The organism is Acinetobacter soli (genome assembly GCF_018139125.1).
In the GTDB taxonomy this organism is placed as follows: Bacteria; Pseudomonadota; Gammaproteobacteria; order Pseudomonadales; family Moraxellaceae; genus Acinetobacter; species Acinetobacter soli.
The window spans coordinates 117880-130693 of record NZ_CP073242.1 but is presented as its reverse complement, the minus strand read 5'-3'; the positions used below and the strand labels follow the sequence as shown (position 1 = coordinate 130693).

Below are 12814 nucleotides of genomic sequence, written 5' to 3'. Positions count from 1 at the left end.
ATTAATGGATTTAAAGTGGGAATAACTTATGCTTAAAAATTAGAATAGCCATGGAATAAGTCGAATATTTTAATCAATTAAAAGTACCGTATGCGGTTGTAAACAAAACGCACTGGTGTATATTTGATATATCCAAATTTTCGAGATTAGTTATGGAAGTTGAAAACCTAAGTAAAGACCAGTTAGAAGACCTAATTAAAAAGGCACAAAACCAAATTGTTGTAGTAGAGAATAAGAAACTTGATGACGGTTATCTCAAAATGTTTGAGATCGCAAAAGAATTAGGCTTAACTATTCTTGAATTAAATGAGCACGGCGAAAATCGTAAATTAAATAAAAAGCCAGTGGTTAAAGCAGATCCTAAATATCGCAACCCGAATAACCACAAAGAAGTGTGGGCCGGTCGTGGTAAACGTCCATCCTGGTTAAATCGTGAGATTGAATCTGGTAAAACATTAGAAAGTTTTCTTATCGTATAAATATTAAAAGGGCTTAAATGATTTAAGCCCTTTTTTTAAATGCCATTGTCAGTGTTGTTTAGAGCAGGTGCGCGATTACTTAACAAAGTTCAGCTTTGATGTGTTCTAACACATCATCTTCAACACCCTCATTAGAAAATGCTTCAATGAATTCATTCAGGTTTTCATTGCTTAATGGCAAACTTCCGTATTGATCTACTGCAATCATTTGTGAGTTATGCACCAGATATTCAATACTGCAGTCAACAGAACAAAAGGTTTCTTGAATTACATCATTCACCTGATGGCCAGACTTTTTATCGTTAGTATCAATATCACTATTACAGTGAGGGCAAGTAAATAATCCCATTACGCAACTCCTTTCTCAATTAAGCTAATTACACCGTGTTCTAATTGATCATCAAACCAGTGCCAGATAATGAAGCGGTCTGTACCTTTGCCCCATAGATGAAAGTCTTCTTCGATTTCATCATCATTGTTTATCGGGGTGTTGCCAAACTCTTCCCATAATGTTTTATGGGTTTTGCCTTGCAAGCTTAATACGCCATTTTCAGAATTTGCTTCAAACCAATCTAGGATCTGATAGCGATATGTACCTTTATTCCAGATATGGAATTCGCATGGTAAGGAATTAGATTCATCAAATTGAATCTGCTGTAATTCACTCCATAACTGGTCTATTGATTTAGCCATGCTTTATAACTCCTTGCTTAATAATTCAATTTTAATAAATAAAAGCGCTCAAAAACTTTTCTTAAAAAACATATAAAATCTGCTAATAATTCCTTTTGGAAAAATACTATCTAAGCAAAACTATTGTTATTATCGAGTGAGCTTATTAAGAGGTTTAAGCATGAATCTAGATAAATACGTTAAAACAGATATAGACGATGGCAATGGTCACATTTGGCTTAAATTTACGAATGATTCAGGTAATGATACTTTTGCTTGTAGTCAATGTGGCTATTTGAGACGGGTAGATAGTAATAATCGCCCACTAAACAAAAAGTGTGTTGGTAAAGTGAAAATCACGCTGCGTTAAAATTGAGATTTACAAAAACAAAATAAGAGCCAACATAGGGCTCTTTCTTATTTCATGTGGCTTTTACTGACTTTACAGAATCAGTGTTGGAATCCAATATTTTTTAGACTACCCAACCATTGCGTAATTAGTCGTTAACCTAATTTCATCACGTTTGCCATTAGTATTTATAAAGCGCATTACAATATTAGACAGATCATCAAAATTGTAAATCGAACCTAATTTTCTTTTAAGCTGCTTTTGCATTTTGGGAACATTATTAGGGCAATATTGCTCAAAAGCTTTAAGCCATGCATCTTGCAAACCTTGCACTTGATTAGTATCAACAAGTTCAATATTTAATTGAAAATCATCTGCAAACAGGCAATAAAAAGTTACTGTTAAGGTCGATGGATTAGCGTTAGTCTCATTCATAAAAAAATACTCTTATGCATTTCTACTTGACATATATGCTTATATTTACTGGTGGTAAGAAATTTAAATTTCTATAACTTATTTCTTTGAGCCCTTTTCTTTAGGCACACCGCCAACAATCTGAAATGGTATCCAATGGTTAACCCATTTTTCTTTGGTACCACGTTTGCCCAACCAGTAAAAGTTCCAGTGAGGAATCCGTGGATGTGGTTTTTTGGTGCCTTTGTAGTTGCCAGACTTTAGATCTTCATCGCGCTTTAGGATCGCTTCATTGATCTTTTTATTTGTTTCGGTACCAACAATAGTTGGCTTGTACTTATTGGCCTCAAATAAACGCAATTCACGCTTAATCAGCTCCAATTTAGGCCTGGCTTGTGTTGTTTCTGGTGTTAATGGTCTGAGATCTGGTTCTTTTTGGCTGAACCATAGAATCAAATTGATTAGCTTCTTCTGCAGTTCCATGAACGTGTTAATTTCTTGTTCATCTGGCAAGTTCTTTTCATCAAAAAACGTATCAATGAAATCGGTCATGCAGTCCTCAACAGTTGATTCAAAATCATCATCATCAGGGAAGTGCATGGTAATGGTTTTTGCTAAGCCAGTATCGGTATATACCGTGGTAAATAGCACTTTGCGATCGTTCAACGTGTTTTTCGCAAAAATAACACCGACCACTTGTTCATTTTGCACGTAGAGATTGGCATTGTCGGTTTGAACGTAGATTGCAATATCAGGTAGGTTTAATAGGAAACCGGGGATACTGCGGTTGTATTCGGTCTTTACAAGCATTTGAATGACTTGATCTTCAAACCGATAAATATTTTTGGTTAGGCTCCATGAGCCAAGGGTAATGATTTCACCAATGTTGCAAGGTAGCTGATTGATAAATGAGAGTGGGATTTCTTGGCCAGTGGCTTGAACACCCATAATGGTACTGGTGCGTTTCATTCGTTCACGCCAGATAGGATCTCGACAATCTAGTGCAGCATATGTCCATTCATCACCACTGATTAGGCATTCGTGCGGATCTTTACTGTTTTGTCGTGCGATCGCATAAGCTTCTACACGTTTCATTAAGCCATTGAGGTTAAGCTTCACATGTTCTAATCGCGCTGTGATGACTTTAAGTGGTATTCCTATCTTTGGATCTAAATCTTTATTTCTCATGTTGAGCAACCAGGATCTACATCAGATCAATATCTGAAAAAATTTCGTTGAAAAAAGGACTTTAAAAGTCCTTTCGATTAGGCGTGAGCACTATTATTACAAGGCGGTGTAAACAAAGTACCATCTAAGCGGATCATTCCAAAGCCGTAGGTTTTATCACGACCAATACCATTGAGCCATGCTGTTTTAAATAGCTCTAAATCACCAACAGTCGCACTAAATGAAATATCTATGGTCTGGACTGGAATATTCAAAATGCTGAGCTGTGGTCCACATTGTTGCTCAATTATAGTGACATCCAATAGACCTTTGCTACTAAGAGCGTTTTTGGTGAATTCGGCTGCTTCATCTCCAGTTAGATTTTTACGCTTCTTACCTGAATTGCCTTTGGGTTTTTCGCCGTGGACCGAAATGTATTCTTCAATTTCTTGGCGGTTAAAGCTACATTCACGGTTAAGAGGAACCATGATTTTTCCAGTGATTTGCTGACCGTGCGAAATTTCAATGTATTCTTTGGCCATTGGGATTTTGACGTCCGATACGCACGTTCTTAAATAGATGTGCTTGCCATCTGTAAAAAATATGACTTTTGCGGAACAGAATGTCTCGACCTTATTTCGTTTAAACATTTCTCTAAAAATGTACTTGAACAAGTTCTTTTCATTTTCAGGATGTGTAAGGGCAAAACAATTGGCTGTTAGTTTTATGTTATTCAGACTCATTTCGATATCCAGTTTTCTATAAACAGCATTATTAAGAACCATTGCCTTTAAATAGCGCCTTATTGACAATAAGGGTATTATTCAGCATTTATAAACGCTAAAAGTAACTTCTATGTGCATTTAACAAAAGTGGCTTATAATATACTTAAAACCCTCAAAATTGATATAGGAACACCAGTTTTGTGTGGAAGTAAAGCGTAACACTCATATTATGAAAACCAACCACAATTTATTAAACCTACACTTTAATGATACTTATTTTTTGTGTTGTAATTTTTTTTTAAAAAAATATATGCTTTGCTGATTATTTTAAACTATTGACTGTATTTTAAGCTGTGCGTAAACTTTAAACGTTGTTTTGTACAATCCACACCTAGTTTGATCCTGTTTGGACGACTGAAAAATGAACATAAAGAATAGAACTACGTTGCAGTTTTATGAAGAACTGCAGTTGGTGTATGACCGTTTCAATGAAAGGCTATTCAAAAATGAATTACCAGATTGTTTGATTACGCTTCAACGTATCAACAAAAATACCGGTTATTGGTCTGAGAATAGATTTGCTTCGACAGAAGATGATACGGCGTATACGCACGAACTGGCCCTTAACCCTGATTACTTTGGCACCCAACCATTGCTTAACATTTTTAAATGCTATGCACATGAGATGTGTCATATGAAACAAAGCATTTTTGGTGAGCCATCTAAACGCTCATATCACAATGCTGAGTTTGCGGCATTTATGCTTGAGATCGGTTTGATTATGACTGATGACGGCACAAAAGAAGGTCGCACGACAGGCGAGAAGATGACCGAAATCGTTGTACCTGATGGCTTGTTTATTCAAGTGTGCAATGAGCTAGTCGATGAAGGGCGTATCATCAAATGGTATGACAAGTACGCACCCAAAACGATTTCAAGTCTAGAAATGATTCAAGAGCAAGTGCAGTTGTTGGAGTCCATTCCGACTGCTTCTCCAAAGCTATTTCATATTGCCTTACTTGGCAATGAAATCAATTCAGCTTTGAAATCACCTAAAAAAGAGAAGCCAGTTGCCGAACCGTCAAAAGCACAAGATTCCCTCACTGGATATGCCATCCCAACAAGTGATGAAGAAGAGGAACCGACTCCCACTACAATGAATCCCTTTGATGTAGCGATCGGACTAATCGACATATCAAATACCGGTGCAAACCTTGGCGGTTATTATCCAACGGCTTTTGATGAAGATCCGTTAGATGATGACGACAAACCAATACCAGAACCTAAGGTTGTTAAACTTTATAAGGGTGAACAACCAAACGGCGATGATAACGAGTTTATTGTACTCAAAGAAACTATGATCGGTGGAACACTCTATCAAGAGCTTGGTTTAGCCAATTTTGAAGAGCCTGAGCCTGAGCCTAAGAAACAGACTAGGGCATCTTTTGCGTGTCCTGAGTGTGGCCGTGGTGCAACGTGTAGTCCTACTTTTAGATTATCGTGTACTGAATGTGAAGTTGAACTGGTACCATCAAAATCCATTGATAAAAACCAGGTGAAGAAAAACAAAAAGGCTGCTAAAGCTGACCAAGGGGATGCAGAATGAAAACGATTGAAGAGCTTGGAATTCTGTTTTCTTCACACAAATACCGTTTTTATAACGAAAAAGACTTACAATTCGCGATTGAGCAAATGTTTATTGCCAATGAGATTCCGTATGAACGTGAGGTTCGTCTATCAAATAAAGACATCATTGATTTTACTGTTGAGCTTGATGTCGGCAAGGTGGGTGTTGAATTAAAAATAGATGGTGCACGTAACGCATTATTGCGTCAGATCAATCGCTATTTAAGCCATGACAGCATAAAAGCGCTCTATGTGGTTGGTACACCGTATTGGGTGAATAACATTCCAATCCAACTGAACAATAAATTTATTTACCGCCATCGTATTTTAGTGGGGGTCTTCTAATGTCTAAATCTTACGGCACCATTTCTCGTCAAGAAAAAAACTGGCACATTGAATGTGAACCACATGTTAAAACACGACTTAAGCGTGTATTCCCACAAGTCAGCCAACATGCATCAAAATTTATTGAGTTAAGCGATACGCCGTCTAATTGTCACGACCTACTTTGGTTTATTGAACGTTATCCAATGCATGTTGATGATCTTAAATACATGAAAGCGCAATCTAAGGCTTATGTGTCGCTAAAAGAAGATATTTTGGATGTGATGGACTATAAACGTCCGATCAAAACATTTGATCTTGCCGTGCCTCCATATGAGTATCAAAGAGCAGCTGCAGATCTACTACTTAATGTTAAAGGTTTGCTCTTGGGGGATGATTTGGGCCTTGGCAAAACAGCGAGTGGAATATGTCCGATGATTCTACCTGAATCGCTCCCGGCGCTTTTTGTGACAATGACACATCTTCCAATGCAAATTAAGAATGAAATTGAACGCTTTGCTCCGCACCTAAAATGTCACATCCTAAAGAAAGCATCGCCTTATCCATTGCACAAAGAGGGTGAAGCAGCACCCGATGTCATTATCACCAGTTATTCAAAGTTGAACGGTTGGGCTGAATATCTTGCCGGAAAGATTAAGTACGTAGTGTTTGACGAGATCCAAGAGTTACGGACTGGCTATACATCGCAAAAGTATTCCGCTGCTAAACTCATTAGTGACCAAGCTGAATTACGCCTCGGTCTATCAGCTACACCGATTTATAACTACGGTGATGAATTCTACAACATCATTGAAATATTGCGTCCAGATAGCTTAGGTACCGCTACCGAATTCGCTCGTGAGTGGTGTTCACACGAAAAACGTATTAATGATCCTAAAGCGTTCGGGATGTTTTTACGTGATGAAGGTCTAATGTTGCGCCGTACTCGAGCAGATGTAAATCGAGAGTTACCGCCAGTACAAATCATCCCTCAATATGTCGAAAGCGATCCTAAAGTACTGGATCAAATTAAGGGCAAGGCAATGGAACTGGCAAAAGTAATTTTAAGCTCTACTCAAGAATTCCAAGGGCAAAAGCTTCGTGCGACAGAAGAATTCAATATTATGATGCGCCAAGCAACAGGTATCGCCAAAGCGCCGTATGTCGCTGAGTTCGTGCGTATGCTTGTTGAGTCTGGTGAATCAGTCATGCTTTATGGTTGGCATCGAGATGTGTACAACATTTGGCTAGAACGCTTGGCTGAATTCAATCCTGTTATGTATACAGGTACGGAAGGACCTGCAGCTAAGGAACGATCTAAACAAGCATTCTTGAATGATGAAAGTAAAGTCTTCATTAGTTCATTACGTTCATCTGCCGGGCTTGATGGCTTGCAGTACCACTCAAAATGCAAAACATTTGTGTTTGGTGAGTTGGATTGGTCGCCTGGTGTTCATGATCAATGTATTGGTCGCTTAGACCGTGACGGTCAAATCAAACAGATCTCGGCATATTACTTGTTGGCTGATTCGGGTTCAGATCCAATTATTTCTGATGTCTTAGGCATCAAAAAAGGCCAGTTGGAAGGAGTTAAAAACCCGAATGGCGAATTATTTGAACATTTAATTACGGACGGTGGCGGTATCAAGCGCTTAGCCGAACACATACTGAATAAGAAGGTAGCTTAAGAGAAACTTTATGACTGAACTTTACCTAGCTTGTTTTAGAGATTCTGCTACAAAACTTCGGTATGACCAGTCCCTTTCGTTAAAAGATCGCTATATTCTTCTTCCTTTTGATATAGCCGATGCACATAAACTACCATGGTGCTATTTATGAATATTGAAATGCTTTTGTGTATGTCCAACTTAAATTGACCAACAAATTAGGTTCTTTATCCAAAGCGAATAGATCTGAATAAACATTAAAGTTTTTACCCAAAAATGCATTGTGTAAGAAGTGAATAAGGTCTAGATCCACGTAGTTAACCGTAGACACAATCTTTAAGTATTCAGACAAAGCTTTAAACATCGGTGTTAGCTCTGCGATGGCACGGCTAAACCGCTGTTCTGATTTATGCTCTCTATATTTTTCAAAGCCATTTTTCAAAATCCTTTTGAGCTCTGCATCATCAAATGGAATATTTGAATAAAACTCACCAGTACTAAGATCTCCAAAATTAGACATAAAGTTATCAATCACGGGTAATTTACGTTCTAGAGATAAGCGCTGCGTTGATCTGATTAATTTAATGAATGAATAGAAAAACGGTAAGAAGCGTCTGTAGTAATCATAAATGACCTCTGCAAGCTTACGATCGCGAACATCAGCATTGATGGGTACACATTTAGGATATTGCGTAACAAAATTGGGTTTCTGCAGATAAATGGTTAGGTCCTTAAACACCTCAGCACCATTTAGGCGATTAGATTTAAGAAATGACCAATCTACCAAGTCATAATCTACTGCACGAATCTCTCTTAGATTTAATTCATCAAACTTAAAGTTGAGTAGGCGTAGGTAATCTACAAAATTAGCCAAGTACCATGGCTGAGTTTTATCGATGTTGTATTCAGGATGACTATCAATGTCCAAGTGATTTAATAAATTGGTCCACGACTGGTCAATTCCAGCCAAATTAACTTGTTTGTCTATTCGATCAGGGGTAAGCATAGTAATCCCAATTGTATATACTAATTCGTAAGAAATTAGATACATTGTATCAATAATTCCTAGAATAAATATTCTTTTAAATTTTTTAACAATTCTAATTCGCCACACAACAAAAATGCTTATTTACTGAGCTAAAAACTTATATCCAATTAATTAAAACCCTATATAATTATTTTAATACTCTAATTCGAGTGAGTTGTTATGATTAGTGATCCAATCGAAATCGCAAAATTAAAACAAAGCATCTTAGATTTAAGAAACAATATTTTTCCTCCACAAAACCTTTTAACGGTTGATGGATTACCAATTTATTATGGTGAGAAAAAGTTTGTTGATGAATATCTTGCACAATGGATGAACTTTTATCAAAAAGCATTAGAACTTTCTAATCCTTTTGGTGATCCTATTGATTTGTCCGAAATAAATGAAATTCATTTGCCTGTGCATTTTAATTTGCCCGTGTTTGCTCGTAATGTCACTCGCATGATTTTAAATAAAACACTGGCCAAGGAATCTATTACTTTTCGTTCAAGTGCAGATCTGTTTGAGAAGTGCGGATACTTCAATCGTGAATATACGGATTTAATTTATGAGTACTTTGATCGTGATGAAGATAACGTATTGGTCGGGCATCGACCGTATAACGATATTCGTGCGTACTTGTTTTATGCCGGCGATGAAGAGCGTCATCGCACGAGATTTTATAACTCTGGCCTGGTGCTCGGTTATCCCGAAGGTTGGAATAGCATTGAGATCTTAGATAATCGTAACAACACCCGAAAACAGCGTAGTGATGCTTATACAAACCCTTTAGCGAAAAATAACACATGGTTCATCTACAAGAAGCTGTAATTAGCCAAAGCGCCGTGCGAGATCGCAATAGAGCCTTGGATCTATTGAAGTGGATTGCGATTGTGACCATGGTTATTGACCACGCATCAATATTATTTCCTCAATATAATCTGTTGTTGAGGACGATTGGCCGTTGGGCTTTTCCTATTTTTTGTATCATGCTTGCATTCAATTTGAACCAAGCTATTTCTAAAAAGAAAACCCATACATTAAAAAACTATTTTAAAAATTTGGCGTTGTTTTGTGTGCTATCAGAAGTACCGTATCAACTATTCAACCAAGAGCCATTTACAACTCTGAACGTCATGCCTACGTTGCTTTTAGGATTTTTGCTTGTTGTATTAGGGGAATCTAAACATAAATATGCAACGCTGCAGTTTGTCTCTCTGTTAGTCGTGATCACATTGCTATCTAATTTTATTATGTATAGCGTGTGGGGCGTTTTATTAATTGTATTCCTGTATTTATTCTTTAAAACAACCAACGTTCATTCTAAGAAATACTTTTTAATGATCAGCGTCTTGCTCACTTCATTGGCCAACATTTTCAACTGGTTGATTGGTGGCTACTATACGGATATGACTACATATTCTTTGGCATTCTCATTTGCTGTCAGTAGCGCCATTGCAACGTGTATTGGTGCACAATTCCTACTGAAAGGACAGCACATGAATTTACCTTTTGAATTACCGCCAGTGGGGAAGTGGGCGTACTGGTTCTATCCAGTACATCTCGTCATCATTTGGATTCTTTTTAAATTTGCATAATAAATTTAGGCATAAAAAAAGCACCAAAGTATTTATGACTAAGGTGCTTTTTTATTGTTTAATCAGCGTTATTCGCTAGATCCAGCATCTAAACCGAATGAGCTAATTTCTTGCTGTCTTTCTTGCTCAGCTGCTTGTTCTGGTGATGCTTGTGGAGTAGGTGCACCAGATTGGTTATTTTGTTGATCATATTGATTCAGCAATTGCTTTAATGCTTCAGGATCTTGAGCAATTTGATTCGCAATTTCTAATGTTGGGTCCTGTTGTTTTTTACCAGCAGCATAACCAAAAATAGCCAAACCAATGAAAGCAGCAAAGAAAGTGGCAAGTACGATCAGTACAAATTTACCAATAATGCTACCTTTGAAGCGTTCAAACCAAGTTTCATCTTCATAGTGGCAAGGTTGGTTAATGTTTTGGCAACCATAGCTAAATGCATCCATCCACGCATTACGAACCAATTGTTTAATTTGTTCTGTTTGCGGTAAATGACCTTTTTTAGCCACGTTTACTTTGATTTTTGGCTCTGCTAATACAAAACGTTTTTCTTCACCATTACCTAGTGTATTAACGAGCTCTACGGTACCAGAACAAGTGAAATAACGACCAACATCATTGTTTTCTAAAGTATCAAAACCACTGATTTGTATTGTTAACTCTTTAAGATCGGCATTCGGGATTTTTATATTTTTAGGTTGACGATTCAAATCTTCAGAATCCGTATCAACTGAGATTGTTAAAAGGTCATTGTTACTAAAAATTGAAACAAGAGGGTCGTGAGATAGAATGTCTTTTTGCTTCTTAATTAAACTCACAATGTATCACCAGTTAAAATAGAAATTAAAAGTATTATATTTTAAAAAAGGGTTTTAGTGATAGTTTATTTTATGTTTAACGTAAAAAAAGCCACTTTTAAGAAAGTGGCTTTTAGGTTTAAGGGATATAGTTATTATTTATAAAATATTCCTTTTTAATTCTCTTAATCTCCATGCCTTTGTCTAAAAGCAATTTAAACTCATTAAAATCATCACGCATAAGCTTATGAACCTTTAATGATTTTTGACTCTTAGCTTTGATGGCACTGTTGTATTGTACTGCAGCAACCAGATCGTAATGCTTATTTAGATCCAAACCATAAAGTGATGTTAATTTTTCAGAAATATAATCAAATATAACGGTCAAACAGATGACCTTATTGTTAGTGTTAGTCAGTATCTCTTCTGGAAATTCATTATTTCCCGAAGCTGCACTGGCTAAACGTGCCCATTCTGTCATGGGTAGGGAACCATCTTCACCAATCACGTTGATTAAGTTGTTTAAAAAGATAAAGCGGTGATTAAAAAACTTCACTTTGCTTTTTTGCAAAATTCTAAATGTATAAACGTTTGCCCAATACACAACATAGTTTTTAATCTTTAGACCATTGATTGAGTCTTGCGTTAATAAATCTTCATTGGTGATGCCATGATATTGAGTTGCTTCTTCAGTGACTTGTTTTTTTGGCTTCCAGTAGCTCTCTTCAGCATTATAAAGATACTGAACCTGCTCTATTGATGATGTGCGGCACTTTTTAATACGCGTCAAAATAGACGACTTAATAATGTCAGGCACATCAACTGGATTCTTGACTTTGGCGGTAAATTCCAGTGTGAGGAAACATAATGGTGCTGGCATAGCTTGGCCTTTCTAATATCCCTTAATTTATAACTTAAAACGTTCTATTTTCTGAATTGATATTCGCGAAATAAGGAACTAATTGCTTTTCTCGGTCATGAATGTATGCAGTTGATGACATATCCAATACCGCACCTGGTACATAAGTTAGGTTTAGATTGATATTTTCACCGTTACCATCGATCAAGACGCCATTAAACCGCGCTTTGTCTGGATCTCCTTTTACAAATAGCTGTTGGCCAACATAACCGGACAAGCTATTGATATAGAGGTTTTTCATTTTTTCCGAAGATTGCAAAGCATTTATATAGAGAAGATCCATAATTTTTTCTTCTCCATTTTGATTTCTAATTTTTACTGTTTTTGGACCAACAACATCCACAATTGTAGCAATCCATAAGTCATGATGTTCAACTTCCCAACCATTGTAGCGACTTTCAATCCAATCGGGGCTTAAGAGTCTTGGCTTAAAGGGGTAGGAGTAGATTTTGAATATTAAGATCGAAACCACAATTATGATTGGTAAGCCAAAACATATTTTTATTTTATGTTTCTTAAAAGCACTGTTAAACATAACCGTATATACCAAAAAATTTAAAATCATTTTAACTTAAAATAATAAGTTTGTATTGGTTAAAACCATTGATATATCAATTATTCATCACTGTTATAGGTATAACCATCATCACTACTGCGATCTTTACCTACTAATAATTCTTCAATACGCTTAGCTTCAGCTATTGTTCTGAGTGCATTTTCCTTTTTTTCTTGTCGTTCTGTATTTTCACGAATCGCTTCAAGAATCTCAGGAGATAAGGCCTTTTCAGGTTGTTGTTCTTGGGCTTCAGGCTCGGAAGCACTTGCTTCTTCAGCCTTTATAGGTTGGTCTTTTTTCTTAGGATCTACCAAGTCATAAAACACAAGTTCTTTTGATTCACTCGTTGCGGATTCGTCTAAAAACTTCTTTTCTTGACCTTTTAATGGATCTTGTTCATTTGGAGTATTAGAGTTATTACAGGCACTTAAAAGGGTGGAAATTAAAATAACCGTTGCGAAGTTGAAAAGGGTTTTAGACACGTTGAAAATCCTTTA

At 36.7% G+C, this 12814-nt stretch carries 17 protein-coding genes; 7 read left to right on the top strand and 10 right to left on the bottom strand.

Features of this window, described 5'->3' with window-relative positions:
* Positions 1-152: 152 nt before the first annotated feature.
* Positions 153-479, top strand: a complete 327-nt coding sequence (locus KCV09_RS15895; RefSeq protein ID WP_024160744.1) for an H-NS histone family protein — start codon at positions 153-155, stop codon at positions 477-479.
* Between the two features lie 79 nt (positions 480-558).
* On the opposite strand, the gene KCV09_RS15890 is transcribed toward KCV09_RS15895, so the two are convergent.
* Together KCV09_RS15890 and KCV09_RS15885 are read right to left on the bottom strand one after the other, a co-directional pair.
* The gene (locus tag KCV09_RS15890) at positions 559-828 is read right to left on the bottom strand and encodes a hypothetical protein (RefSeq protein WP_038350036.1); all 270 of its coding nucleotides are present in this window, start codon (positions 826-828) and stop codon (positions 559-561) included.
* Entirely contained in the window at positions 828-1172 is a 345-nt protein-coding gene (locus KCV09_RS15885; protein WP_038350037.1) for a hypothetical protein, read from the bottom strand. The genes KCV09_RS15890 and KCV09_RS15885 overlap by 1 nt, the downstream gene beginning before the upstream one ends.
* 160 nt (positions 1173-1332) lie before the next feature.
* Between KCV09_RS15885 and KCV09_RS15880 the strand changes: the two genes are divergently transcribed.
* On the top strand, positions 1333-1521 hold the full coding sequence (locus KCV09_RS15880; RefSeq protein ID WP_024160741.1) for a hypothetical protein: 189 nt from the start codon (positions 1333-1335) through the stop codon (positions 1519-1521).
* A 108-nt stretch (positions 1522-1629) separates the two neighbouring features.
* Here the strand turns inward: KCV09_RS15880 and KCV09_RS15875 are convergent, their stop codons facing one another.
* From KCV09_RS15875 to KCV09_RS16390, 3 genes are all read right to left on the bottom strand, one after another.
* Positions 1630-1935, bottom strand: a complete 306-nt coding sequence (locus tag KCV09_RS15875; RefSeq protein ID WP_044102306.1) for a hypothetical protein — start codon at positions 1933-1935, stop codon at positions 1630-1632.
* Positions 1936-2013: 78 nt separating this feature from the next.
* The gene (locus KCV09_RS15870) at positions 2014-3102 is read right to left on the bottom strand and encodes a hypothetical protein (protein WP_212515787.1); all 1089 of its coding nucleotides are present in this window, start codon (positions 3100-3102) and stop codon (positions 2014-2016) included.
* Positions 3103-3179: 77 nt separating this feature from the next.
* Positions 3180-3623, bottom strand: coding sequence for a type I-E CRISPR-associated protein Cas6/Cse3/CasE (locus tag KCV09_RS16390; protein WP_228274672.1), 444 nt, complete (start codon positions 3621-3623; stop codon positions 3180-3182).
* Positions 3624-4227: 604 nt separating this feature from the next.
* Here KCV09_RS16390 and KCV09_RS15860 point away from each other — a divergent pair.
* Genes KCV09_RS15860 through KCV09_RS15850 form a run of 3 tightly spaced genes read left to right on the top strand, consistent with a single transcriptional unit; the run spans position 4228 to position 7444 of the window.
* The gene (locus KCV09_RS15860; RefSeq protein WP_129717105.1) at positions 4228-5412 is read left to right on the top strand and encodes a SprT-like domain-containing protein; all 1185 of its coding nucleotides are present in this window, start codon (positions 4228-4230) and stop codon (positions 5410-5412) included.
* Positions 5409-5777 carry a hypothetical protein gene (locus tag KCV09_RS15855; protein ID WP_044102302.1) on the top strand — a complete coding sequence of 123 codons (369 nt, stop codon included), beginning with the start codon at positions 5409-5411 and terminating at the stop codon, positions 5775-5777. The genes KCV09_RS15860 and KCV09_RS15855 overlap by 4 nt, the downstream gene beginning before the upstream one ends.
* Complete coding sequence (locus KCV09_RS15850) at positions 5777-7444, top strand: SNF2-related protein (protein WP_024160737.1); 1668 nt, start codon at positions 5777-5779, stop codon at positions 7442-7444. The genes KCV09_RS15855 and KCV09_RS15850 overlap by 1 nt, the downstream gene beginning before the upstream one ends.
* Positions 7445-7589: 145 nt before the next feature.
* Here KCV09_RS15850 and KCV09_RS15845 read toward each other — a convergent pair whose 3' ends face one another.
* Positions 7590-8474, bottom strand: coding sequence for a hypothetical protein (locus tag KCV09_RS15845; RefSeq protein ID WP_024160736.1), 885 nt, complete (start codon positions 8472-8474; stop codon positions 7590-7592).
* Positions 8475-8630: 156 nt separating this feature from the next.
* On the opposite strand from KCV09_RS15845, the gene KCV09_RS15840 reads away from it, so the two are divergent.
* Positions 8631-9281 (top strand): hypothetical protein, encoded by a 651-nt coding sequence (locus KCV09_RS15840; RefSeq protein ID WP_212515786.1) that lies wholly within the window; start codon positions 8631-8633, stop codon positions 9279-9281.
* The gene (locus tag KCV09_RS15835; protein WP_038350041.1) at positions 9257-10048 is read left to right on the top strand and encodes a TraX family protein; all 792 of its coding nucleotides are present in this window, start codon (positions 9257-9259) and stop codon (positions 10046-10048) included. Before KCV09_RS15840 ends, KCV09_RS15835 begins: the two co-directional genes overlap by 25 nt.
* A gap of 68 nt (positions 10049-10116) precedes the next feature.
* On the opposite strand, the gene KCV09_RS15830 is transcribed toward KCV09_RS15835, so the two are convergent.
* The 4 genes from KCV09_RS15830 to KCV09_RS15815 form a co-directional block, all read right to left on the bottom strand.
* Positions 10117-10863, bottom strand: a complete 747-nt coding sequence (locus KCV09_RS15830; RefSeq protein ID WP_212515785.1) for a hypothetical protein — start codon at positions 10861-10863, stop codon at positions 10117-10119.
* Between the two features lie 118 nt (positions 10864-10981).
* Entirely contained in the window at positions 10982-11722 is a 741-nt protein-coding gene (locus tag KCV09_RS15825; RefSeq protein WP_212515784.1) for a hypothetical protein, read from the bottom strand.
* A gap of 34 nt (positions 11723-11756) precedes the next feature.
* Positions 11757-12296 (bottom strand): hypothetical protein, encoded by a 540-nt coding sequence (locus KCV09_RS15820; RefSeq protein ID WP_024160732.1) that lies wholly within the window; start codon positions 12294-12296, stop codon positions 11757-11759.
* 80 nt (positions 12297-12376) lie between these two features.
* The gene (locus tag KCV09_RS15815) at positions 12377-12799 is read right to left on the bottom strand and encodes a hypothetical protein (protein WP_024160731.1); all 423 of its coding nucleotides are present in this window, start codon (positions 12797-12799) and stop codon (positions 12377-12379) included.
* Positions 12800-12814: the final 15 nt, after the last annotated feature.

Bases quoted from the DNA above. Each gene is read 5' to 3' on its own strand.
- KCV09_RS15840 (WP_212515786.1), top strand. From the start codon at position 8,631: ATGATTAGTGATCCAATCGAAATCGCAAAATTAAAACAAAGCATCTTA.
- KCV09_RS15850 (WP_024160737.1), top strand. From the start codon at position 5,777: ATGTCTAAATCTTACGGCACCATTTCTCGTCAAGAAAAAAACTGGCAC.
- KCV09_RS15870 (WP_212515787.1), bottom strand. From the start codon at position 3,102: ATGAGAAATAAAGATTTAGATCCAAAGATAGGAATACCACTTAAAGTC.
- KCV09_RS15860 (WP_129717105.1), top strand. From the start codon at position 4,228: ATGAACATAAAGAATAGAACTACGTTGCAGTTTTATGAAGAACTGCAG.
- KCV09_RS15825 (WP_212515784.1), bottom strand. From the start codon at position 11,722: ATGCCAGCACCATTATGTTTCCTCACACTGGAATTTACCGCCAAAGTC.
- KCV09_RS15855 (WP_044102302.1), top strand. From the start codon at position 5,409: ATGAAAACGATTGAAGAGCTTGGAATTCTGTTTTCTTCACACAAATAC.
- KCV09_RS15885 (WP_038350037.1), bottom strand. From the start codon at position 1,172: ATGGCTAAATCAATAGACCAGTTATGGAGTGAATTACAGCAGATTCAA.
- KCV09_RS15890 (WP_038350036.1), bottom strand. From the start codon at position 828: ATGGGATTATTTACTTGCCCTCACTGTAATAGTGATATTGATACTAAC.
- KCV09_RS15835 (WP_038350041.1), top strand. From the start codon at position 9,257: ATGGTTCATCTACAAGAAGCTGTAATTAGCCAAAGCGCCGTGCGAGAT.
- KCV09_RS16390 (WP_228274672.1), bottom strand. From the start codon at position 3,623: ATGGCCAAAGAATACATTGAAATTTCGCACGGTCAGCAAATCACTGGA.
- KCV09_RS15875 (WP_044102306.1), bottom strand. From the start codon at position 1,935: ATGAATGAGACTAACGCTAATCCATCGACCTTAACAGTAACTTTTTAT.
- KCV09_RS15820 (WP_024160732.1), bottom strand. From the start codon at position 12,296: ATGTTTAACAGTGCTTTTAAGAAACATAAAATAAAAATATGTTTTGGC.
- KCV09_RS15880 (WP_024160741.1), top strand. From the start codon at position 1,333: ATGAATCTAGATAAATACGTTAAAACAGATATAGACGATGGCAATGGT.
- KCV09_RS15895 (WP_024160744.1), top strand. From the start codon at position 153: ATGGAAGTTGAAAACCTAAGTAAAGACCAGTTAGAAGACCTAATTAAA.
- KCV09_RS15845 (WP_024160736.1), bottom strand. From the start codon at position 8,474: ATGTATCTAATTTCTTACGAATTAGTATATACAATTGGGATTACTATG.